Raw genomic sequence first — 22,156 nt, forward strand, 5'->3', positions numbered from 1 at the left:
CGCACAAATGCTAGATATGAAATACGACGGCGCCGATTTACGATCGAAGCGCCGTCCACGGTCATGGATTGACCGGGTGTGGAGCTTTTTTGCATCGGTCAAGGTCGGTCTATGGCTCATCGGGCTCATCATCGTCGGGTCGGCGATCGGAACGATTTTCCCGCAAGAGATGTATATTCCGCAACAGTTGCCGGCGAGCCAGTATTACACGGACGAGTACGGGACACCGGGTACGATTTACTATACGCTAGGATTCCACAACCTCTATACATCGTGGTGGTACATCACGTTGATCGTGATGCTGACGTTATCGCTCATCGTTGTATCGATTGATCGATTTTTCCCGCTGTATAAAGCGTTGAAATTTCAACCGGTCCGACGAACCGATCGCTTCATGCGCGGTCAACGTTTGATTGGTGAGGGAAAAGGGACGGACGAACAAATCGATGCGTTCGGAGAGGCTTTAAAAGCCAAGCGTTATCAAGTGAAGCGTGACGGGGATGCCTTACTCGCCGAGAAATATCGGTTCGGGCGCTGGGGTCCATACGTCAATCACATCGGGCTCGTCATCTTCTTCATCGGGGCGATGCTTCGCGTTTTCCCGGCATTCCATACGGATACGCTCGAATGGGTGCGCGAAGGCGATACAGTTCCGCTCGAAGCGACGGATGATGAATATTATCTTCGCAACGATCAATTCATCTTAGAGATGTATGATCCGGAAAATAACGCGGAAGATGCGAAATTTGCCGAGGCAATCGAGAAAGCGGGCGCAGTCCCAAAAAACTATGAGACGGAATTGACGCTGTTCAAGAAGACCGGAACGAACGAGGACGGATCGCCGCAACTCGAGGAAGTCGATACCGGTTCGACGAAAGTGAACCATCCGTTCAAGTTTGAAAAGTACGAAGTGTATCAAGAACAGTATTCAAGTCGCCCGGAATTCTTGTCGATGTCCTTTAACGTTGCCGATAAAGAGACAGGTGATGTGTATGGACCGTTCACGGTCGATTTGACGAACCCGGAGACGACGTATGACCTCGGAGACGTCACGGTCAAACTGAACGACCTGTATCCGGACTTTGAGGTCAAGGACGGTCAACCGAACACGAAATCGCCACGGGCGCTTAACCCGGCCTTCTTCATGGCGATTGACACACCAGACGGCACGACGGAATCGAATTTGATTGGAATTCGTTTAAACGTGGCCGATGAAGATAATCGCTATGCGTTCCAGTTCGCTGGTACGGAGATGGCAAGTACGAGTGGTCTACGCGTCAAGAGTGACTCGACGTATCCGATCTTGATTGTCGGTGGAGTCATCTTCATGATTGGAATTGTCATGGGGATGTATTGGCCGCACCGTCGTATCTGGATTCGCCGACACAATGAGACGGACGTGCTCGTCGCTGGTTTCACCAACAAGAATCCGTCCTCGCTCAATCGCGAAATTACACCGCTCCTAGAGAAAAATGGCCTGCCGATCTGGGAAGATCAGGCACGGTTTGAAAAAAAGACGGACGACAACTCAACCAATGAAAGAGGGGAATCATAATGGAGTGGATTCAGTGGAGCAGTCGTTTGCTCTTTATCGCGTTCATCCTTTACGCTGTCGCGACCGTGTTATTCACGATCGCGGTCAGCGGGATGCGCAAAGGCCGAAACGTCAACCGTATCGCCTACGGCAAATATGCGTTCATTTCGGCCGTCATCGGCTTCATCGCTCAAATGACATATTTTATTTTACGTTGGGTCGGGGTCGGTTATGCACCGGTATCGAACCTGTACGAATACACGACGTTCTTCGGCATGATGATGGTGCTCGGGTTCCTCGTCGTGTACGGGATTTATAAAAATGACGTGCTTGGCTTGTTCGCCATGCCGGTGGCGCTTCTCGTCATCGCTTTCGCTTCGATGTTCTCGAGCGAAGTGGCACCGCTTATCCCGGCCTTGAACAGTGTCTGGTTGAAAATTCACGTCACGACGGCCGCGCTCGGCCAAGGAATTCTCGCCATCAGCTTCGCCTCAGGTCTCATTTTCTTATTGAATGAGACGTCGATGCGAGAACAGTCGAAGTCACGAACGTGGCTTGAGATTACGATGTTCGTCCTCATGTGCACGCTCGGCTTCATTCTCGTCTCGATGCTCTTCAAGGCAATCGGTGCCGGTGGCGTGGTCGAGTTCACGAACGACCGCGGGACACAAGAGTCGTATGAATACTTCATGCCGATGTTGTTCGTGCCGGAAGGGGCTCAGCTTCTCTCTGGTTCGAGCGGACTGTCACTTGAGTTACCGACGTTCATCAATACATTGAAGTTGAACACGCTCATTTGGTCGGTCATCGCCGGCGTCGTGATTTATGTACTGCTTCGTTTCGTCATCTTGCGAAAACGGATTGCCGAGGCGCTTCAACCGCTTGCGAAAAAAGTCGACCTCGATCTCGCCGACGAGATCAGTTACCGGTCGATCGCCATTGGCTTGCCGGTGTTCATCCTCGGTGGACTCATCTTCGCGATGATTTGGGCGCAAATCGCCTGGAACCGTTTCTGGGGCTGGGACCCGAAAGAAGTGTGGGCGCTCATCACGATGCTCATCTATATCTACTATTTGCATATGCGCATCCAACGTGGTTGGACGGGAACAAAAGCCGCTTGGTTATGTGTCGGCGGCTTCGCCGTCATCATGTTCAACTTGGTGTTCGTCAACCTCGTCATCGCAGGTTTGCACTCATATGCGTAAAAAAAGAAGTCACTTCGGTGGCTTCTTTTTTTACGCCGCTGTCAACTGACCGTTGTGAAGCCAAATAATAGAGTGGTATAGTTATGAAAGAGAGCGAAATGTTCACAATTGTGCAACATTCGCTACATCTTGTAATGGTTCTTTAGGAGGTTTAGTGGATGGCTAATAAAACAAAAATTTTAGTGGTCGACGACGAGGAAAGAATTCGCCGCCTATTAAAAATGTATTTGGAACGGGAACAATATGTGATCGTCGAAGCGACGAACGGGGAAGAGGCGCTTCAGCTCGCCCTTGAGCACAATTTTGATGTCATCCTGCTTGATTTGATGATGCCGAAAATGGACGGGGTCGAAGTATGTACCGAGCTCCGGAAATCGAAGGCGACACCGGTCATCATGCTGACGGCGAAAGGCGAAGAAGTCGATCGTGTCCAAGGTTTCGAAGTCGGAGCGGACGACTATATCGTCAAACCGTTCAGTCCACGCGAAGTCGTCTTGCGCGTCAAGGCACTCCTTCGCCGCTCGGGCTCGACGAAATATTTGCGTACGGCCGAAAAATCAAAAGACTTGATCGTCTTCGCTCATTTGACGATCGACAACGATGCGCACCGCGTCACGGTCGACGGAGAAGAAATCGCGCTCACGCCGAAAGAGTATGAGCTCTTGTTCTTCTTGGCCAAACAAGTCGACAAAGTGTTTTCACGAGAGCAGCTCTTGAAAGAAGTTTGGAACTATGAATTCTTTGGAGACCTTCGAACGGTCGACACACACGTGAAACGACTCCGGGAGAAGTTGAACCGTGTCTCTCCAGAAGCCGCGCAAATGATCACGACGGTATGGGGTGTCGGGTACAAGTTCGAAGTCGTCAGTGAGTGATGATTCGCCGGAATAGCATCGTCACAAAACTATGGTTGACGATTCTCGTATTGGTCAGTCTCATCTTGTTCATCGTCTCTGTGTTGATGCTCGAGTTTTTCAACTCGTTCCATATCGACCAGGAGCGCGGTCACTTGGCCAAGCTCGGCGGACAGGTCCAGTCGGTGTTGCTTCAAGAAGGGGATGCGTCACGGACGGTCGACCAAATCATTGAAGTGTACGGCGCGAACTATATATTAGAGAACGGGACGGTCCGTTCGAACTTTGGAACGGAAGTCGACGGTCTCATGACGGAGCTCGGCCGTCAGGATTGGGAAACGTATCAGGCGGTCGGGGAGACGGCGATTGGAAACTTTTCGTCATTTGACGATCAGGCGGCACTCGCGTATCGGACGACATTCTCACTCGAGACAGGCGAATACACGCTCTATTTGATCGAACCACTCGACGCGATCTCGAGTGCGAACGAAGGGGCTCGGACAATCATCTTTTGGACGGTCGCGTCGGCCATCATCGTCACGACCGTATTTGCCTTCTTCTTATCGACCCGGATCACGGCACCGCTCCGCGAGATGCGTGACGCGGTCAATAAGACGGGAGAAGGGCAGTTCGACCTCCGTCTCGTCCAGAAGTCGAACGATGAGATCGGGGAGTTGGCCGGGTCGTTCAATGCGATGAGCAGCCAACTGTCGACATACGTGAATGCGCTCGATCGAGAACGTCTCCAACTCGCCTCGATTTTACGGTCGATGGCCGATGGGGTCATCACGCTCGATCGTCATGCGAACGTCATCGTCACGAACCCGCAAGCCCAACCGCTCCTCATCGACGAACAGCCGCATGAAGTCGTCCTGTCTCTCTATGAGGACGTCGTTGCCGGGGCACCGGAGAAGACGATCGAAGTGAAACAAGACAATCATTATTATACGTTGACGGTGACACCGCTTCTCGGCGAGGATGATTTTGAAGGCGCGGTCGTCGTCATCCGTGACACGACCGAGAGCCATCGTCTTGACAAGATGCGAACCGATTTTGTTGCCAACGTCAGCCACGAGCTACGGACACCGCTCGTGACGCTTCAAGGGTATTCCGAGGCGATTATCGACGGCATGACCGAAAGTGATGACGCGACGAAAGAGTTCGCTTCCATCATCTACGATGAATCGCTTCGATTGGCCCGTCTCGTCAACGATTTGCTCGACCTGGCACGAATCGAGTCAGGCAAAGAGACGATGCAGTTCACGACGTTCGACCTCGGTGAATTTCTTCCGCGCGTCATGCGCAAATTCAACCAAATGGCGAACGAAAAAGGCATCACGCTGTCAACGGAGGCCCCGCGTCACGCCATCGAGGCGGACGGGGACCGATTGGAACAAGTGTTCACGAACTTGGTCGGCAATGCCATCGCCCATACCGAGTCGGGATCAATCCGGCTCGAGGCGAGTGAAGAGGAGGCCGGCTTCGTGATCCGTTTGTCGGATACGGGCAGCGGCATCCCGAAAGAAGATTTGCCGTTCGTGTTCGAACGGTTCTACAAAGCGGATAAAGCGCGGACGAGCGGCGGCAAGACGGGTACCGGCATCGGTCTCGCCATCGTCAAAAACGTCATCGATGCCCATCACGGCACGGTCGACGTCTCGAGCACGCACGGGGAAGGGACAACGTTCACGATTCATCTTCCGTACACACAACCGCACGCATAACGACAATGGTGACTCCTATGGGTCACCATTTGTGGCATCAAGGAGGAAATGACATGAAACTGTACACACGAGGCGGGGACAAAGGGGAAACATCACTTATCGGCGGACGTGTCTTAAAGGTTCATCCGCACATCCAGGCGATGGGGCTGTTAGATGAATTGAACAGTCAGATTGGGCTCGCGCTCGCCCATCAGACAGACGAGACGCTCCGGTCCCAGCTGACGAAGATTCAACATGATCTATTCGATCTCGGTTCCGAGCTCATGTATACTGAGATGCCGCCACAACAAGTCGATTTGACAATCGTCACCGAGCTCGAGACGTGGATTGACGAACTTGAACCGAAATGTCCGGAGCTCGTCCGCTTCATCTTGCCGGGTGGCAGTGTCGGTGCGGCGAGCCTGCACGTGGCACGTACCGTCTGTCGCCGTGTCGAACGGGAACTCGTCAACGTCGACGCCGCCGCTCGTCAGCTCCCGTACTATAACCGGCTGAGCGACTATTTGTTCACCGCGGCCCGTTACGCCAATGTCGTGGCCGGAGTTCCCGATCAAGAATACGCCCGCGGTGCGGACGTGTTCAAAACGAAAAAGAAAAAGGAGTAGATCAACATATGAAAGGAATCGAACAATTCCAACAACGTCTGCATTATTCGGTCTACCCGACCCAAAAATTTAAAACGACGACATGCCTCGTCTCATTTGCGGCCCCACTGTCGGCTGAGACGATTGCCGACCGGGCTTTACTGCCGTATGTGATGGAGAAAGCGACCGAAGCCTATCCGTCGATCGAATTGTTTCATACGCCGCTCGAACAATTATATGACGCGAGCCTTTACGCCGGAGCGTCGAAAGTCGGCAAAGAACATGTCATCCAGTTCCAGCTCGAAGTCGTGAGCGATGCGCTCGTCGGCGAACCGGTGCTCAGTGAGGCGATCAAGCTGCTCGAAGAAGTACTCCTTCGTCCGAACGCCTATGACGGGGCGTTCCAACCGCTCATCGTCGAACAGGAGGCCCGTCTCCAGCGTCAGCGCATCGAATCGGTATACGATGACAAGATGCGCTTCGCCCAGCAACGTCTTCAAGAACTGCTCGGCGGCGAACTCGCCATCCAGTCGCTCGGTACACTCGAACAGTTGGAGCACGTGACGCCTAAGACGCTCTTTGATGCCTATACCTCGATGATCCGTCACGATCGTGTCGACGTCTACGTCGTCGGCGACGTGAGTCGTGAGCAAGTGACTGCCGCGTTCGCGCCGCTCGAAGGGCTCGGGGAACGACTCGTCCGTGAGTATCCACAGCCGGTCGACCGTGAGTTTCAGCGCCTCGAGGAACATCAAACGATCAATCAGAGCAAATTGCACCTCGCCTATCAAGTCGACGTCGACCCGCGCAGTGAAGACGCTGTCCGGATGCAAGTCGTCAATGGACTGTTCGGCGGCTTCCCGCACTCGAAACTGTTCATGAACGTCCGGGAGAAAGAGAGTTTGGCCTACTATGCCGCCTCGCAGTACAGCTCACTCAGCCGGATGTTATTCGTCTATGCCGGGATCGATGCCTCGAACCAGGCGAAGACCGAGGCGATCATCGCCGACCAACTCGCCGACCTCCAGGCCGGGACGTTCGAGGACGAGACACTCGAACAGACGAAAGCGATGCTGTACCATCAACGTCGTCAACTCGGGGATAACCCGCGCCAATTGATCGCTTGGATGAGCGGCTCGGACATCCGTCCGTTCTCGCTCGAGGAAGAGATGGCCATCATCGAGCGGACCTCGCGGGATGATGTGGCCGCGCTCGCCAAGGGCCTGGATTTACAGGCTGTCTATTGTTTAAAGGGGGGAACTGTATGAAACTCGATTTTCCAAACGTCGGAGAAACGCTCCATCACACCGTCCTCGAGAACGGATTGACGGTCTATTTATTGAAGAAGAGCGGTTATGAGAAGACGTATGCCACGTTCACGACGAAATATGGTTCGATCGACCGTCGCTTTAAAACGGAAGATTGGGTCGACGTGCCAGACGGGATTGCCCATTTCCTTGAGCATAAGATGTTCGAGAAAGAAGACGGCGACGTGTTCCAACAGTTCGGACGCCTCGGCGCGTCCGCGAACGCGTTCACGTCGTTCACCCGGACGGCGTACTTGTTCGGCGCGACGTCGAACGTCGGCGAGAACTTGAAGACGTTGATCGACTTCGTCCAAGCGCCGTACTTCACGGAGGCCTCGGTCGAGAAAGAGAAAGGCATCATCGGCCAAGAGATTCAAATGTATCAGGACAATCCGGGCTGGCGCCTCTACTTCGGTTTGATTGAAGCGATGTATGCCGAACATCCGGTCAAAATCGACATCGCCGGTACGATCGAATCGATTAGCGCCATCACGGCCGACGATTTATATCGCTGTCACGAGGCGTTTTATCATCCGAGCAATATGGTGCTGTTCGTCGTCGGCAATATCGACCCTGACGCTGTCCTTGCCGAGATTACCGCCAATCAGGCGGCGAAGACGTTTGATGCGCCGCTATTGACGGCGCGTGAGATGGTCGAGGAGCCCGAGACGGTCCATATGACGGAACGGGTCATCGAGATGGACGTCTCGGTCCCGAAAGTGATGATCGGCTATAAAGATACGCCACGCCCCGGCAAAGAGGGCATGAAGCAAGAGCTCATCGTCGAGCTCCTCATGCACGCCTTGTTCGACACGACGGCACCGCTCTATGCGGAACTGTACGCCGAAGGATTGATTGATGACGCGTTCTCGTTCGACTATACGTCAGAAGAGACGTTCGCCTTCGCCGTCCTGTCAATGGAGACGCCGCACGTCGAGACGTTCGTCGACCGGATCACGTCCGCTCTCGAGCGTCCGCTCGAACTCGGCGTCGAGACACTCGATCGCAAGAAGCGCATGATGAAAGGGCAGTTTTTGAAGGCGCTCAACTCACCTGAGTTCATCGCTAACCAGTTCTCACGCTATGCGCTCAGTGGCGGCAATATGTTCGACATCCCTGATCTGCTCGATGCGATTTCACTCGACGACCTGTATGCGGCGTACGACCGTCTGTTCCAAGCCGATCATCGGACAGTCTGTGTCGTCAAGAAACCGTGACGACGCTCATCACGGGAGCGAGCGGAGCGATTGGCCGTGCCGTCGCGCTAGCGTTTCGAGACGATGCACTCATTTTGCAGGCGCATTCGCAAACGGAGTCGCTTCGTGCGTTCGTTTCACACGAACAGTTGACGGCCGACGTCGTCACGTGTGACCTCGACGATGAAGCCGGACTCGAAGCTTGGCTCGAGACGCTCGGACCGGTCGACCGCCTCATCCATGTCGCCGGTAATCATGCCTACGGTCTGCTCGTCGATCAGTCGCTCCTCGAACTCGATCGGCTGTATCGCATCCATGTCCGCTCGATGGTCCGTCTCGTCCAGCACGTCGTCGGGCAGAAACCGTATGACCGCCCGCTCGACATCGTCGTCGTCTCGAGTGTCTGGGGCGAGGTCGGTGCGGCCGGAGAAGTCCTCTATTCAACGGTCAAGGCCGCCCAGCTTGGATTCGTCAAGGCGTTCGCGCGTGAGGCCGGACCGTTTCACGTCCGCATCAACGCGGTCACGCCGGGGTGGATTGACACCCCGATGAATGATACGGTAGAAGAGACGAAACAAGACGTTCGGGATGAGATTCCGCTCGGCCGGTTAGGAGGCCCAGGGGAAGTAGCGGAGACAATCCGCTTCCTCTGCTCTCCGGCAGCCGCATATATGACCGGCACCGTGCTTCGGATCGACGGCGGTTGGGTGTGAAACTTTGTTGGCTCGGTTGAAACGAGTTCTTTTCAATTCTTCTAAAATAATTTAGAATGAACAAGGTAGCGAGCACACATCAGAAAGGATGGACGAGATGGATCATAAGTTCGAAGAATGGTATCTCGAATATGAACTTTGCCAAAATCGACCCGGTATCCTCGGGGATATCGCCTCACTGATGGGGATGCTTCAAATCTCAATCGTGACGATCAACGGCGTCGATCTACAACGCCGCGGCATGCTGTTAAAGGCACCGGCGGCCGATCACGTCCATCGTCTGGAACATATTTTGCGCAAGATGGAAGCCATCGTCGTCATCAAGCTCCGGCGCCCGAAACTCCGGGACCGGATCGCAATTCGACACGGACGTTACATCGAGCACGATAACGATGACAAGAAGACGTTTCGTTTCGTGCGTGAGGACCTGGGTGTCCTCGTCGATTTCGTCGCCGAACTGATGAAAGAAGAGCGGCATTTGTTGATCGGCGTGCGCGGCAACCCGCGTGTCGGAAAGACCGAGTCGATTGTGGCAGCGAGCGTCTGTGCGAACAAGCGCTGGCTATTCCTGTCCTCGACGCTCATGAAGCAGACGGTGCGGACTTCGCTGTTCGAGGAAGAACGCGAAGGAGACCACGTCTACATCATCGACGGTGCCGTCTCGACGCGGACGATGGATGAACGCCATCGGCAATTGATTCGCGAAGTCATGCGACTTCCGTCTGTCAAAGTCATCGAGCACCCAGATCTTTATGTGCGCAACACCGACTGTGTGTTCGAGGACTTTGATTACATCATCGAACTACGGAACTCACAAGATGAGGAGATCATTATTCCTCAAGAGACACATCGTGAGGCAGAATGGTTTGAATAACTACTTGAATGGAAGGTGTGGACCCCTGTGACAGAACTAGGGACTTTTTTGAAACAAAGGCGTGAGGCGAGCGGTTTGACGCTCGACCAAATCCAGCAGACGACGAAGATTCAAAAACGCTATATCATCGCGATCGAGGAAGGTGATTACAAAAATCTCCCTGGCTCGTTCTATGCACGGGCGTTCATCAAAACGTACGCGGAATCGTTAGGGCTTGATGTCGATGAACTGTACGAGACGTATGCGAAAGACTTGCCGAAAATCGAGCCGCAGCCGACCGTTCAATTGTCGCGAAAACAAACCTACTCGAAAGCCTCGGAAACGTCGAGCCGTGTCTCGCGTTGGGTACCGAAAGTCATGCTCGTGCTCGTCGCGTTCCTGTTGATGACGGCCGTCTATTACGTCGTCCGAAACCTTGATTTTGGTGATCAAAACGCGTCACCGGCCGAGCCGTCGAACTCGGGTGTGACGATTGACCAAAATAAGGACGTCCCGAAAGAGGAACCGGTTGAAGAAGAACCGGTCGAGGAAGAGCCGGTCGAAGAAGAGCCTGCTGAAGAGACGGGGCCGATTGCGGTCGCGTCGACGAGCGGAGCTGATCTCACGTACGAGATTGCGACAGCCGATAAGTTGACGACGGAGATCCATGTGAAAGAGTCGCCGGCGACGTATGTCGGCGTCCGAGACACATCACTCGAAGGACCGTTCCTCGCTCCGGAATATCCGAACCAATCGAAACAAAACCCGATTGTCATCGAGGACGCGGAGACGGATACGCTTCGCATCCGAATCGGCTTGATCGGTGGGGTCGAGAAAATTGTTGTCAATGGCCGGGAGCTTGAATTAGCCGACTCGCCGGTCACACAAAATATATTTGTAAAGAGAGTCGACGCAGAATAAGTTGACTCTCCTTCTAGAGGAGGAGTTCTCGATGAACCTACCTAACCGTTTGACGATGTTACGGGTGTTGCTCATCCCCGTGTTCGTCGTCTTACTCGCCGTAGATTTTGATTGGGGAGACATCGCTTTCCTCGGGGCGGACGTACCGCTCCATCAATTCATCGCCGCGGTCATCTTTACGATCGCCGCTATTACTGACTGGCTTGACGGACATCTCGCCCGCAAGCACAACTTGGTCACCAACTTCGGAAAGTTCATGGATCCGCTCGCTGACAAACTACTCGTCACGGCGGCACTCGTCCTGCTCGTCGAGATGGACCTCGTCGCGGCTTGGGTCGTCGTCGTCATCCTATCGCGTGAATTCGCGGTGACGGGGCTACGTCTCGTGGCTGCCGATGAAGGAATCGTGGTCGCGGCCGGAAAGTCGGGCAAAGCGAAGACATGGGTCCAACTCTTTGCCATCATCTTCCTGTTGTTCGGTAATCCGATTTTCAGCTATGTCGGCATCCCGTTCGGTGAATGGGCGATGTGGCTCGCGCTCGTCTTGACGATTTACTCAGGGGCCGAATATTTTGCACAAAATTACAAGATCATTGTAAAGTCGATGTAACCGTCGGCACAGACGAGTTGTTCAGCTTGGCCGAACAGCTCGTTTTTTTTATTTGGGGGGAGGAATTCAGATGAAACGGACCGAAATCATTGCGGTAGGCTCTGAACTGCTCTTAGGGGAAATCACCAACACGAACGCCCGTTACTTGTCAGAACAGCTGTCGAAATACGGACTGTCCGTCCTGTATCATGTAGTCGTCGGGGATAACCGGGAGCGTCTGAAAGCAACGCTCGAAGAAGCGAAGGCCCGGAGCGAACTCGTTATCGTCACTGGCGGACTTGGCCCGACGGCCGATGATATCACGAAGACGACGCTTGCCGACGTGCTCGGCCGCCCACTCGTCCGCGACGAGCCCTCGCTCGAGACGATTCGTCGTTTTGTCGCCTCGCGCGGACGGACGATGAACGAAGGAGACGCTCGTCAGGCCGACGTCTTATCCGGGTCCGAAGTACTTGACAACCCGGTCGGTCTTGCGCCCGGCATGTGGATTGAAGGGGAGACAACATGGCTCTTACTGCCTGGCGTACCGTGGGAAATGAAAGCGATTGTCGAGTCCGCGTTCCCGAACAAGTTCACGGGTGCGACGATTCATTCCGAGTCACTTCGGTTTTATGAAATCGGCGAGTCCGCGTTAGATGAGGCGGTGGTCGATTTAACGACCGGTGCCAATCCGACGGTCGCCCCATATGCCGAGTCGGGCGAGTCACGGCTTCGAATCAGTGCTCGGGCCGAAACGGAATCCGAGGCGCGGCAAATGGTCGACCGGGTCAAACGGGACATTTTAAATCGGGTCGGCCGGTATTACTTTGGTTCCGATGAGGAGACGCTCGCTACCCATTTGATTCGAGAGTTGCAAGCGCGCAATGCCACACTGTCGATTGCCGAGTCGCTCACCGGCGGTCAGGCCCAAGCGATGCTCACGGCCGTGCCGGGGGCATCCTCGGTGTTCAAAGGTGGAGTCGTCACGTACTCGGACGAGCTAAAAAATAGGTTTTTAGGGGTGTCCCTTGATACAATTGAGTCACACTCGGTCGTCTCAAAAGAAGTCGCCTTTGAAATGATCCTCGGTTTGATTCGTCAGACCGGGACGGATTATGGACTGGCGTTCACTGGAGAAGCCGGACCCACGTCAAGTTCGGGTCAACCGGTCGGCAAAGTGTTTATCGGTATCCGGTCACCGGCCGGGATTGACGTGATTGAACGTAACTATCCACATCAAGAGCGGCACGTCATTCAAGCCCGAGCGACAAAAGACGGAATATGGGCGCTCCTTCAACAAATGAAAAAAGGCGAATAAACGTTCGCAAAAAACTTGTGTATCGTTCTCGGTTCGCTTATAATGAAAGTATCAATCAAAGGAGGCTCATTAATCTATGAGTGATCGTAAACAAGCGTTAGAAATGGCATTACGCCAAATTGAGAAACAATTCGGTAAAGGCTCAATCATGCGCCTTGGTGAAAATACAGATCAGCAAGTTTCCGTTACCCCATCAGGCTCAATCGCCCTTGACATCGCCCTCGGTGCCGGTGGCTACCCACGTGGTCGTGTCATCGAAGTGTACGGACCTGAATCGTCAGGTAAGACGACGGTGGCGCTTCATGCCATCGCTGAAGTTCAAAAGCGCGGCGGGCAAGCAGCCTTCGTCGACGCCGAGCACGCGCTCGACCCGAAATACGCCCAAAACCTTGGCGTCAACATCGATGAGTTGCTCTTATCACAACCGGATACAGGGGAACAAGCCCTTGAGATCGCGGAAGCCCTCGTCCGCTCTGGTGCGGTCGATATCCTCGTCGTCGACTCGGTTGCGGCACTCGTTCCGAAAGCCGAGATTGAAGGGGAGATGGGAGACTCACACGTCGGTCTTCAAGCCCGCCTCATGAGCCAAGCGCTCCGTAAATTGTCTGGTGCGACGAACAAGTCGAAGACGATCGTCATCTTCATCAACCAAATCCGTGAGAAAATCGGAATCATGTTCGGTAACCCGGAAACGACACCTGGTGGTCGTGCCCTCAAGTTCTACTCGTCGGTCCGTCTCGAAGTCCGTCGTGCTGAAACGCTCAAACAAGGCCAAGACATGGTCGGGAACCGGACGAAAATCAAAGTCGTCAAAAACAAGATTGCGCCTCCGTTCAAGACGGCGGAAGTCGATATCATGTACGGCGAAGGCATCTCGCGTGAAGGCGAGCTCATCGACATCGGGGCCGACCTCGATATCGTTCAAAAGAGCGGCGCGTGGTACTCGTACAACGAAGAGCGTCTCGGTCAAGGCCGTGAGAACGCGAAGCAGTATATGAAAGAGAACCCGTCGGTGGCCGCATCGGTCGAAGAACGAATCCGCGACCACTACGGTCTCAACGGTGAAAAGACGGTCACAGTCGAAGCTGACAACGATGACGTCCTCTCGCTTCTAGACGAAGAATAAGCAACGTTTCTCGCCTGACACGGTTCAGGCGAGATTTTTTTAGTATAATTTTTTTGATGAATTGGTAGTTCTATCCTGTCCGTGCATTGCATTCTAACAGGTAAATAAGTACAATAAAGCTATACGCGGGCTCGCTCGCGTTTTCATTCATGAAAAAATAAAATAACCTTGCGAAAGGGAGGTGAACATGATGGAATGGCTATTAGAGCTTATTCTGATCCTCCTTTTGCCGATAGCTTTTGTTGCAGGTTTTTTTGTGCGTAAATCGATCGCCGAAGCGAAGATTCAAGGTGCCGAGACGGAAGCGACCAAGATTGTGGAGCAAGCGCGCCAACAATCGGAAGCGATGCAAAAAGAAGCACGGCTTGAAGTAAAAGAAGAGATGATTCAACTTCGCAATGAAACCGAACAAGAATTGCGCGAACGACGTGAAGAGCAGAAAGTGAAAGAAAATCGTTTCGTCCAAAAGGAAGAGCTTCTCGACCGGAAAGCAGACATGCTTGAACGGAAAGAAGACGCCTTGGATGAACGTGAGGCTGCACTCGCGAAACGGAAGCGTGAAGCGGAAACGCTCGAGAGCAAAGTGGAGGAATTATATGAGGAGGCACGCCAAGAACTAGTACGCGTGGCAGCCTTGTCGAAAGAAGAAGCACGGACCATCATCATGGACGAAGCGAAGCAGGAAGCGCTTCACGATGCTGCTCTCCTTCAAAAAGAAATCGAGCAAAAAGCAAAATTAGAAGCTGATAAAAAAGCGAAACACCTCTTGTCTCTCACGATGCAACGTTACGCGGCCGAACACGTCGCCGAGACGACCGTATCAGTCGTCAACTTGCCGAGTGATGAGATGAAAGGACGCATCATCGGACGTGAAGGACGTAACATCCGCACGCTCGAGACGCTCACCGGCATCGACCTCATCATCGATGACACGCCGGAAGCGGTCATCCTGTCTGGATTCGACCCGGTCCGTCGTGAAATCGCCAAGATGACGCTCGAGAAACTCGTTCAAGACGGTCGGATTCACCCGGCCCGCATCGAAGAGATGGTCGAGAAGTCGCGTCGAGAAGTCGATGAGCGCATCCGTGAATACGGAGAAGAAGCGACATTCTCAGCCGGCATCCACGGTGTCCACCCGGACCTCGTCAAGACGCTCGGTCGAATGCGTTACCGGACGAGTTACGGTCAAAACGTGCTCGCTCACTCGGTCGAAGTGGCCCATCTCGCCGGCATGATGGCCGCCGAGCTCGGGGAAGACGTCACGCTCGCCAAACGAGCGGGTCTCCTCCACGATATCGGGAAAGCCATCGACCATGAAGTCGAAGGCAGCCACGTCGAGATCGGTGTCGAGCTCGCCACGAAGTACAAAGAGCATCCGGTCGTCATCAACTCGATCGCCTCGCACCACGGGGACGTCGAAGCGACCTCGACGATCGCGGTTCTCGTCGCAGCGGCTGACGCCTTGTCAGCGGCGCGTCCAGGAGCCCGTCAAGAGACGCTCGAAAGCTATATCCGACGCCTTGAGCGCCTCGAAGCGATTTGTGAGTCGTTCGAAGGAGTCGAGAAATCATATGCCATCCAAGCGGGACGTGAAGTCCGGATCATCGTCCGCCCAGACGTCGTCGACGACGTCGTGGCGAACAAGATGGCCCGCGACATCTGTAAACGGATCGAAGATGAGCTTGATTATCCAGGCCAAATCAAAGTGACGGTCATTCGCGAAACGCGTGCCGTCGATTATGCGAAGTAACAAGAGCGGAGACATTCTCCGCTTTTTCTATTGGAGGAGGACAAAACTATGAAAATCTTATTTATCGGCGACGTGGTCGGAAAACCGGGTCGCGACATCCTGAGTGCCCAAATCGGACGCTTGAAAAGCAAGTACAGCCCGACGTTCATGCTCGTCAACGGTGAAAACGCAGCCAACGGACGCGGTATCACAAAAAAAATCTACCAACAGTTCCTTGAGCTTGGGTTCCATGGCGTGACGATGGGGAATCATACTTGGGACAACCGTGACATCTTCGACTGGATCGATGATGCCGACCGCATCGTCCGCCCGGCCAACTATCCGGAAGGCACACCTGGTGTCGGCATGATGGTGTTGAAACAAGGTGGGAAGAAGCTCGCCGTCATCAATGCGATGGGGACGGTGTTCCTGCCATCGCTCGACTGTCCGTTCCGCACGGTCGATGCCCTCGTCGAAGAAATCCGTGGTGAGGTCGATGCCATCTTCGTCGATATGCACGCTGAGGCGACGAGTGAGAAGATTGCGATGGGCTATCATCTCGATGGACGCGTTCAAGCCGTCGTCGGGACCCATACGCACGTCCAGACCGCTGACAACCGCGTATTGAACAACGGCACGGCATACATCACCGACGTCGGGATGACGGGACCGCTCGATGGGGTGCTCGGCATGGATGCCGAGGTCGTCTTGAGAAAATTCATGACACAACTCCCGGTCCGGTTTGAAGTTGCCGAGGGACGGGAACAACTTAATGGAGTTTTAATCACTATCGATGACCAATCGAAACGAGCCACAAAAATCGAACGCATACACCTAGATGATCAGACCGTATGGTTTGATTGAACAACCTACCCGAGGGGGAAACAAGAATGGACGTACTCAAAGTTTCGGCAAAATCGAATCCTAACTCCGTGGCGGGTGCACTCGCTGGCGTACTTCGTGAAAAAGGAACGTGTGAGATTCAAGCAATCGGCGCCGGGGCGCTCAATCAATCCATTAAAGCGGTCGCGATCGCGCGTGGTTTCGTCGCGCCGAGCGGACTGGATTTGATTTGCATCCCTGCGTTCACCGATATTATGATTGACGGAGAAGAACGAACGGCAATCAAGCTCATCATCGAACCACGATGAGCTTGCGGTCGGGACATAGGTCCTATTCTTGTAAGAGAAGCCATCGGCGCGGATGGCTTCTCTTTTTTGTCTGAAAATATGACGTTCTATCTTCTCAGGTTCGTCATTTTATGACAAGATGAAAGGGAACGTGAAGTTCGATCAAGAGATGAAGAGGGGGACGTTTTCAATGGAACAGCTCGTGTCTATGACAGAGAAGGAAGCAACGACACCTGTGATGAAAGCGATTCAAAAACATACGGCCGGATTCGGGGCGAAGTTGGTCGAAGTGCCAATCCCGACACCAGGAGCCGGGCAAGTGTTGATCAAAGTGAAGGCGACATCGATTTGCGGGACCGATGTCCACATCTATGAGTGGGACGACTGGGCAAAGAGCCGAGTCAAACCGCCATACGTGTTCGGTCACGAGTTCGCGGGGGAAGTCGTGGCGCTCGGGGAAGGTACGAAACGCATCCAAATCGGACAGACCGTATCGGCCGAGACGCATATCGTTTGTCATCAATGCAAACAATGTTTGCGCGGGCAATATCACATCTGTAAGAACACGAAAATCATCGGTGTCGACACGCAAGGCTGTTTCGCCGAGTACGTCGTCATGCCGGAAGAGAACTTGTGGGTCAACCCCGAGTCGATGCCGTCGAAGCTCGCCTCGATTCAAGAACCGCTCGGTAACGCTGTCCATACGGTGCTCGCCAGTGACGTGTCGGCCAAGTCGGTCGCCATCGTCGGTTGTGGGCCGATCGGACTCATGGCCGTCGGTGTCGCCAAAGCAGCGGGCGCGAGCCGGGTCTATGCGATCGATGTCAACCCGTATCGGTTGAAGCTCGCCGAAGACATGGGGGCGGACGTCGTCATCAATAGCCTTGAGCAAAATCCGCTCGAGCTGATCATGGATCAGACGGAGGGGGACGGCATCGATGTCGTTTGTGAGATGAGCGGGCATCCGGTCGCCATCGACCAGGCGTTCAAGATGGTCACGGCCGGCGGCGATGTCAACGTGTTGTCACTCCCGGCCAAACCGGTCGCGATCGACCTGACACGTGACGTCGTCTTTAAAGGGGTACGCGTCCAAGGCATCACCGGACGCAAGATGTATGAGACGTGGGGCCAAGTGTCGACGCTTCTCGCGACGGGTCAGCTGAACGTCGAACCGATTATCACGCACGTGTTCAAGCTCGAGGAGTTCGAGCAAGGTTTCGAGCTCATGCGGGCCGGGAAATGTGGAAAGGTCGTCTTATTACCATAAACAGGGGGAATCAATATGGCATTTGAACATATTACAGAAGCAGTCAATGAAATGAAACAAGCGGGCACGTTCCGTTCGCTCGTGCCGCTCGAATCAGCACAAGGGAACGAGGTCACGATCGGTGGCAAGTCGCTCGTCCAGCTATCGTCGAACAACTATCTCGGTCTCGCCAACCATCCGCGCTTGAAGCAAGCGGCAATCGAAGCGGTCGAACAGTTCGGTGCCGGCACTGGGTCGGTGCGGACGATCGCCGGGACGTTCGAGATGCATGAGGCGTTCGAACGCGAGCTCGCCGAGTTCAAGCATACGGAAGCGGCGCTCGTGTTCCAGTCGGGCTTCGCGACGAACCTCGGCGTCTTGTCGGCGCTACTCGGCCCAGAGGACGTCGTCATCAGCGACGCGCTCAACCACGCCTCGATCATCGACGGCATCCGGTTGACGAAAGCGGCCCGCCGCATCTATAAACACGTCGATCTCGAGGACTTAGAAGCGGCCTTGAAAGAGACGCAAGATTACCGGACACGTCTCATCGTCACGGACGGCGTCTTCTCGATGGACGGCAATATCGCGCCGCTCCCGGAAATCGTCGAGCTCGCCGAGAAGTATGACGCGGCGGTCATGGTCGACGACGCCCACGCTTCGGGCGTGCTCGGGAAGAATGGTCGCGGTACGGTCAACCACTTCGGTCTCGACGGACGGGTCGCGCTCCAAGTCGGGACGCTATCGAAAGCGATCGGCGTCCTCGGCGGATACGTCGCCTGCTCGAACGACGTGCGTGACTTCTTGATTCAAAAAGGACGTCCGTTCTTGTTCTCGACGTCACACCCGCCAGCGGTCGTTGCGGCGAACCGTGAAGCGATCCGTGTCATGAAGGAAGAAGAGGAATTGTTCGACAAGTTATGGGCGAACACCGAGTTCTTTAAGACAGGACTTCGCGACCTCGGCTTCGATATCGGGCATGCGACGACGCCGATCACGCCGGTCATGCTCGGTGAAGAGACGCTCGCACACACGTTCTCGGACAAACTGAAAGACCACGGCGTGTTCGCACAGAGCATCGCCTTCCCGACGGTCGAGAAAGGCAAGGCCCGGATTCGGACGATCGTGACGGCGGAACATACCCGTGACGACCTCGAACGTGCGCTCGCTGCCTTCAAGGCGGTCGCAGAAGAATTGAACGTCACGCTCCACGCGTAAGGTTGAACTGCAGACGAACCGTCTGCAGTTTTTTTTGGTGGGGTGATGTGGACGTGAGATAAACCATCATGCCCATCCGTTCATTCATTTGAAATTTTTGGTAGGCATATAGGAGGTAGGCTTTAAAATTTGAACAGTTAAGACATGATGAATGGTTATCGTTTATTTCAAACACCGTATTTTGATCAAAAAATCTTAAGAAAGATATTAGGAGTAGGCTAACCTTCTTTTGATTGTCTGAACATATTTTTTTCTTGGCTGGGGTCCGTGTGCATCTGGGGAACAAATATTGTTTCAAGATTTAGAGGAGCCAACGCTGATGGGTGATATAGTTCCCAGTCATTTTCTTTTGGCTATCCACATCAAAAAGCAAGGCCCGTGGCCCTGCTCAAAGAATCAACATCCCGCGGAATCCACGGGCCGCATAATACGAATCGGCACCATTATGATAGAGGAAGATATGGTCGTAGCGGCGGTCGCAGAATAAGGCGCCGCCTTTTTGACGAATCGTTTCTGGAGTGACAATCCAGCTCGATGTTTTCAAATCGAACGAACCGAGCGTCTGTAGATGACGATACGTTGCTTCGTCGAGTAGCTCGATTCCCATCTCCTCAGCCAATGCGACGGCGCTCCCATCCGGTTTGTTCTTCTTCCGTGCCGCCAACGCCGAAGCGTCATAGCATAGGCTGCGTCGACCACTCGGACTTTCTGGAGAGCAGTCGCAAAAAGCTAAGGCGCCATTCGGAAGTCGAATCACATCAGGTTCGCCGCCGGTTCGTTCCATCTCGGCAAGCACGACGAGTTTCCGGTCGTCCTCTTGAAGGCGAGTCAAGACGTCGGGCCAAGTGAGATCAGGATGTCGTTCGGGATGGGCGTTAAATCGTACATGTAGAGTTTGCAATATCTCGTCCTTTTCCTGGTTTGATAACGTGTTCATATTTAGATTCCTCCTAACTAGTATTTTCATTTTAGTATACGTGATGCGGAATGAATCTGTTGTAACCAAAGGAATTGTAAATCATATAAGGGGGCGCCTTTTTGTTATGAAGATTGGACCACATCTCCCATCTGGTCGATTTGTCGACCGACCCAGACGAGCGGGACGGTCAACGCTGCGCCAATCAAATAGACGATGGCAATCGGCAATCCGTCCGCTAGTAGTCCGAACGTCAGGCTGCCGATGCTGAAGGCGAGGGTGTAGGCCGTCTGTTGGACGCTATATACGTACGGAAGTTGCGAGGCAGGTGTCATTTCTTGGAGCACCGTGTTCGTCTGGATGATGCGGAGCTGGGTGGCGTATCCTTGAACCGCGAGCGCGATGAGCGCGAACGCGATATGAGATGTCATGCCGAACAATAGGGCCGCTAAGACAGACAAGATGGAGCTGACGGCGAGCGAGCTGTTGCGCTTTGCGCGATACAGGTAAGCGCTGGCCAGAATCATGCTAATCAAGAAGCTCGCGTTCATCGTTCCCCACCAGCCCGTATCGATGTGGAGGTGGCGTTCCAGATAGACGAGCAAGAGCGCCGAGATCCAGAGTGTGCTGACGAACGACTCGAACGTGACGAACACCGTGATTAACCTGGCGAAAGGAGCAGTGCGCACGAAGGCGAGGCTGTCCTTAAGCGATATGTCTGATTCGCCATCTTCTACCGTCACGTCGCGGTCGAGTGAACCGACGAAGCGAAGCGTGACGAGCGTCGAGAGCATGAATAACATCAACGCGATCATCAGAGCGAGTTCGCTTGAGAAGGAAGCGACGACCATCGTGCCGAGAGGCCACATCGCCAGCTGGATGAACTGGTTCGACACTTGGACGAGACTGTTCGCTTGTTGGCGATTCGTCGTCAGCCGGGGGATGAACGACGCCTGGACCGGACGGGCGAACCCATCCAAGAAGGCGATGAGCACGACGAGGCCGAGGACGAGAATCGACTCCGACCAAATGACGGCCCCGAGCAAGACTGTCTTCAACAGTTGTGTGACGAACAACGTCTGACCGAGGGTGAACCGAGACAAGACGCGGGCAAAGAACAGACCGCTCACGGTCATGCCGAGCGTGACGGCAATCGGGAAACTGGCCGCAGCCAGGGCGGAACCGGTCTGTTGATATAACAAAGCAATCAAGGCGACGATATAAAGCACGTCGCCGATATTGGCCAGCCATTGACTGACCAGCAGCAGGTAAAACGACTTCATCATGACTCTCCTCCGGAACTATTCAATTTTGGGTGGATGACATGAAATCGAATTACATACTTTCACCGCTTTCAAATTATTTACAAATAGTTTACGATGAAATGATGAAGAACACAATAATTGGTAACTTAACGGGGGAAATGACATGTTACGCTATGACATCAATGATCAGCTTCAACTACGAATGTTCACCATTGACGACGCGGAGGCGTTGTTCCAATTGACGATGGCATCGAAGCCATACCTTCGCGAGTGGCTCGGGTGGCTCGATTACACCGAGACGGTCGAAGATTCGCGGCAAAACATCGAAGGACGAATCAAGGGATTGATGGAGACGGGCGGCTATCCGAAATCGTTCGCGATTGTGTATCAGGACGAGCTCGCCGGGACGATCGGCTTCAATGACATCGACCGGGGCATCAAATGCGGGACGATCGGCTATTGGCTCGGCCAAGACTTTCAAGGCAAGGGCATCATGAGTCAAGCGCTCGAGACAGTCATCGATTATGGGTTCCGTGATTTGAAACTCGATAAAATCGAGATTCGGGTCGCAACTGGGAACGTGAAGAGCCGGGCGCTACCCGAGCGATTCGGCTTCCTCGAAGAAGGGGTGCTCCGGAATGCGGAGTGGCTCTATGACCGCTACGTCGACCACGTCGTGTACGGGCTGTTGCGAAATGAATGGGCCCATTAACATACAAAACCCCGTC

At 53.9% G+C, this 22,156-nt stretch carries 21 protein-coding genes; 19 read left to right on the plus strand and 2 right to left on the minus strand.

Annotated features, from left to right (window positions below):
• Nucleotides 1–7: 7 nt before the first annotated feature.
• From resB to KNP75_RS05870, 18 genes are all read left to right on the plus strand, one after another.
• A complete protein-coding gene (gene resB / locus KNP75_RS05785; protein ID WP_233004336.1) occupies nt 8–1,555 on the plus strand; it encodes a cytochrome c biogenesis protein ResB in 1,548 nt (515 codons plus the stop codon).
• Nucleotides 1,555–2,739, plus strand: a complete 1,185-nt coding sequence (gene ccsB, locus KNP75_RS05790) for a c-type cytochrome biogenesis protein CcsB (RefSeq protein ID WP_215190015.1) — start codon at nt 1,555–1,557, stop codon at nt 2,737–2,739. The genes resB and ccsB overlap by 1 nt, the downstream gene beginning before the upstream one ends.
• Before the next feature lie 158 nt (nt 2,740–2,897).
• Nucleotides 2,898–3,614: a response regulator transcription factor gene (locus KNP75_RS05795; RefSeq protein ID WP_034777838.1), complete on the plus strand. Its 717-nt coding sequence runs from the start codon at nt 2,898–2,900 to the stop codon at nt 3,612–3,614.
• A complete protein-coding gene (locus KNP75_RS05800) occupies nt 3,614–5,317 on the plus strand; it encodes a sensor histidine kinase (RefSeq protein ID WP_215190016.1) in 1,704 nt (567 codons plus the stop codon). Before KNP75_RS05795 ends, KNP75_RS05800 begins: the two co-directional genes overlap by 1 nt.
• 53 nt (nt 5,318–5,370) lie before the next feature.
• On the plus strand, nt 5,371–5,922 hold the full coding sequence (locus KNP75_RS05805; protein WP_215190017.1) for a cob(I)yrinic acid a,c-diamide adenosyltransferase: 552 nt from the start codon (nt 5,371–5,373) through the stop codon (nt 5,920–5,922).
• A gap of 8 nt (nt 5,923–5,930) precedes the next feature.
• A complete protein-coding gene (gene yfmF, locus KNP75_RS05810; protein WP_138859321.1) occupies nt 5,931–7,169 on the plus strand; it encodes an EF-P 5-aminopentanol modification-associated protein YfmF in 1,239 nt (412 codons plus the stop codon).
• Nucleotides 7,166–8,425 (plus strand): EF-P 5-aminopentanol modification-associated protein YfmH, encoded by a 1,260-nt coding sequence (yfmH, locus tag KNP75_RS05815; RefSeq protein WP_215190018.1) that lies wholly within the window; start codon nt 7,166–7,168, stop codon nt 8,423–8,425. The genes yfmF and yfmH overlap by 4 nt, the downstream gene beginning before the upstream one ends.
• A complete protein-coding gene (gene ymfI / locus KNP75_RS05820; protein ID WP_214791946.1) occupies nt 8,422–9,117 on the plus strand; it encodes an elongation factor P 5-aminopentanone reductase in 696 nt (231 codons plus the stop codon). The genes yfmH and ymfI overlap by 4 nt, the downstream gene beginning before the upstream one ends.
• A 97-nt stretch (nt 9,118–9,214) precedes the next feature.
• Nucleotides 9,215–9,991, plus strand: a complete 777-nt coding sequence (locus KNP75_RS05825; RefSeq protein WP_034777827.1) for a YmfK family protein — start codon at nt 9,215–9,217, stop codon at nt 9,989–9,991.
• A 27-nt stretch (nt 9,992–10,018) separates the two neighbouring features.
• The gene (locus tag KNP75_RS05830; RefSeq protein WP_034777825.1) at nt 10,019–10,891 is read left to right on the plus strand and encodes a helix-turn-helix domain-containing protein; all 873 of its coding nucleotides are present in this window, start codon (nt 10,019–10,021) and stop codon (nt 10,889–10,891) included.
• A 31-nt stretch (nt 10,892–10,922) separates the two neighbouring features.
• Nucleotides 10,923–11,501 carry a CDP-diacylglycerol--glycerol-3-phosphate 3-phosphatidyltransferase gene (gene pgsA / locus KNP75_RS05835; protein WP_021067614.1) on the plus strand — a complete coding sequence of 193 codons (579 nt, stop codon included), beginning with the start codon at nt 10,923–10,925 and terminating at the stop codon, nt 11,499–11,501.
• Between the two features lie 70 nt (nt 11,502–11,571).
• Complete coding sequence (locus tag KNP75_RS05840; protein WP_215190019.1) at nt 11,572–12,798, plus strand: competence/damage-inducible protein A; 1,227 nt, start codon at nt 11,572–11,574, stop codon at nt 12,796–12,798.
• A 76-nt stretch (nt 12,799–12,874) separates the two neighbouring features.
• The gene (gene recA, locus KNP75_RS05845; protein ID WP_021067612.1) at nt 12,875–13,924 is read left to right on the plus strand and encodes a recombinase RecA; all 1,050 of its coding nucleotides are present in this window, start codon (nt 12,875–12,877) and stop codon (nt 13,922–13,924) included.
• A 187-nt stretch (nt 13,925–14,111) separates the two neighbouring features.
• Nucleotides 14,112–15,674, plus strand: coding sequence for a ribonuclease Y (gene rny / locus KNP75_RS05850; protein WP_029595337.1), 1,563 nt, complete (start codon nt 14,112–14,114; stop codon nt 15,672–15,674).
• A gap of 48 nt (nt 15,675–15,722) precedes the next feature.
• Nucleotides 15,723–16,517, plus strand: coding sequence for a TIGR00282 family metallophosphoesterase (locus KNP75_RS05855; RefSeq protein WP_034777819.1), 795 nt, complete (start codon nt 15,723–15,725; stop codon nt 16,515–16,517).
• A 26-nt stretch (nt 16,518–16,543) separates the two neighbouring features.
• A complete protein-coding gene (locus KNP75_RS05860) occupies nt 16,544–16,804 on the plus strand; it encodes a stage V sporulation protein S (protein ID WP_012726477.1) in 261 nt (86 codons plus the stop codon).
• A 169-nt stretch (nt 16,805–16,973) separates the two neighbouring features.
• Entirely contained in the window at nt 16,974–18,050 is a 1,077-nt protein-coding gene (gene tdh, locus KNP75_RS05865) for an L-threonine 3-dehydrogenase (protein ID WP_138859327.1), read from the plus strand.
• 15 nt (nt 18,051–18,065) lie between these two features.
• Nucleotides 18,066–19,247 carry a glycine C-acetyltransferase gene (locus tag KNP75_RS05870; RefSeq protein WP_214707601.1) on the plus strand — a complete coding sequence of 394 codons (1,182 nt, stop codon included), beginning with the start codon at nt 18,066–18,068 and terminating at the stop codon, nt 19,245–19,247.
• A gap of 388 nt (nt 19,248–19,635) precedes the next feature.
• On the opposite strand, the gene KNP75_RS05875 is transcribed toward KNP75_RS05870, so the two are convergent.
• Nucleotides 19,636–20,184 (minus strand): DUF4256 domain-containing protein, encoded by a 549-nt coding sequence (locus KNP75_RS05875; RefSeq protein WP_215190020.1) that lies wholly within the window; start codon nt 20,182–20,184, stop codon nt 19,636–19,638.
• A gap of 104 nt (nt 20,185–20,288) precedes the next feature.
• The gene (locus KNP75_RS05880; RefSeq protein ID WP_215190021.1) at nt 20,289–21,446 is read right to left on the minus strand and encodes an MFS transporter; all 1,158 of its coding nucleotides are present in this window, start codon (nt 21,444–21,446) and stop codon (nt 20,289–20,291) included.
• Nucleotides 21,447–21,591: 145 nt separating this feature from the next.
• On the opposite strand from KNP75_RS05880, the gene KNP75_RS05885 reads away from it, so the two are divergent.
• Complete coding sequence (locus tag KNP75_RS05885) at nt 21,592–22,140, plus strand: GNAT family N-acetyltransferase (RefSeq protein ID WP_034777805.1); 549 nt, start codon at nt 21,592–21,594, stop codon at nt 22,138–22,140.
• The last annotated feature ends 16 nt before the right edge of the window (nt 22,141–22,156 follow it).

This window comes from Exiguobacterium sp. s6, assembly GCF_018618155.1.
In the GTDB taxonomy this organism is placed as follows: Bacteria; Bacillota; Bacilli; order Exiguobacteriales; family Exiguobacteriaceae; genus Exiguobacterium; species Exiguobacterium mexicanum_A.

What these genes read in the sequence shown, in the direction of transcription:
- recA (WP_021067612.1), top strand. Translation starts at nt 12,875, where the DNA reads ATGAGTGATCGTAAACAAGCGTTAGAAATGGCATTACGCCAAATTGAG.
- KNP75_RS05875 (WP_215190020.1), bottom strand. Translation starts at nt 20,184, where the DNA reads ATGAACACGTTATCAAACCAGGAAAAGGACGAGATATTGCAAACTCTA.
- KNP75_RS05840 (WP_215190019.1), top strand. Translation starts at nt 11,572, where the DNA reads ATGAAACGGACCGAAATCATTGCGGTAGGCTCTGAACTGCTCTTAGGG.
- KNP75_RS05805 (WP_215190017.1), top strand. Translation starts at nt 5,371, where the DNA reads ATGAAACTGTACACACGAGGCGGGGACAAAGGGGAAACATCACTTATC.
- KNP75_RS05825 (WP_034777827.1), top strand. Translation starts at nt 9,215, where the DNA reads ATGGATCATAAGTTCGAAGAATGGTATCTCGAATATGAACTTTGCCAA.
- KNP75_RS05870 (WP_214707601.1), top strand. Translation starts at nt 18,066, where the DNA reads ATGGCATTTGAACATATTACAGAAGCAGTCAATGAAATGAAACAAGCG.
- KNP75_RS05880 (WP_215190021.1), bottom strand. Translation starts at nt 21,446, where the DNA reads ATGAAGTCGTTTTACCTGCTGCTGGTCAGTCAATGGCTGGCCAATATC.
- rny (WP_029595337.1), top strand. Translation starts at nt 14,112, where the DNA reads ATGATGGAATGGCTATTAGAGCTTATTCTGATCCTCCTTTTGCCGATA.
- KNP75_RS05855 (WP_034777819.1), top strand. Translation starts at nt 15,723, where the DNA reads ATGAAAATCTTATTTATCGGCGACGTGGTCGGAAAACCGGGTCGCGAC.
- KNP75_RS05795 (WP_034777838.1), top strand. Translation starts at nt 2,898, where the DNA reads ATGGCTAATAAAACAAAAATTTTAGTGGTCGACGACGAGGAAAGAATT.
- resB (WP_233004336.1), top strand. Translation starts at nt 8, where the DNA reads ATGCTAGATATGAAATACGACGGCGCCGATTTACGATCGAAGCGCCGT.
- tdh (WP_138859327.1), top strand. Translation starts at nt 16,974, where the DNA reads ATGGAACAGCTCGTGTCTATGACAGAGAAGGAAGCAACGACACCTGTG.
- ccsB (WP_215190015.1), top strand. Translation starts at nt 1,555, where the DNA reads ATGGAGTGGATTCAGTGGAGCAGTCGTTTGCTCTTTATCGCGTTCATC.
- pgsA (WP_021067614.1), top strand. Translation starts at nt 10,923, where the DNA reads ATGAACCTACCTAACCGTTTGACGATGTTACGGGTGTTGCTCATCCCC.
- KNP75_RS05885 (WP_034777805.1), top strand. Translation starts at nt 21,592, where the DNA reads ATGTTACGCTATGACATCAATGATCAGCTTCAACTACGAATGTTCACC.
- yfmH (WP_215190018.1), top strand. Translation starts at nt 7,166, where the DNA reads ATGAAACTCGATTTTCCAAACGTCGGAGAAACGCTCCATCACACCGTC.
- KNP75_RS05860 (WP_012726477.1), top strand. Translation starts at nt 16,544, where the DNA reads ATGGACGTACTCAAAGTTTCGGCAAAATCGAATCCTAACTCCGTGGCG.
- yfmF (WP_138859321.1), top strand. Translation starts at nt 5,931, where the DNA reads ATGAAAGGAATCGAACAATTCCAACAACGTCTGCATTATTCGGTCTAC.
- KNP75_RS05800 (WP_215190016.1), top strand. Translation starts at nt 3,614, where the DNA reads ATGATTCGCCGGAATAGCATCGTCACAAAACTATGGTTGACGATTCTC.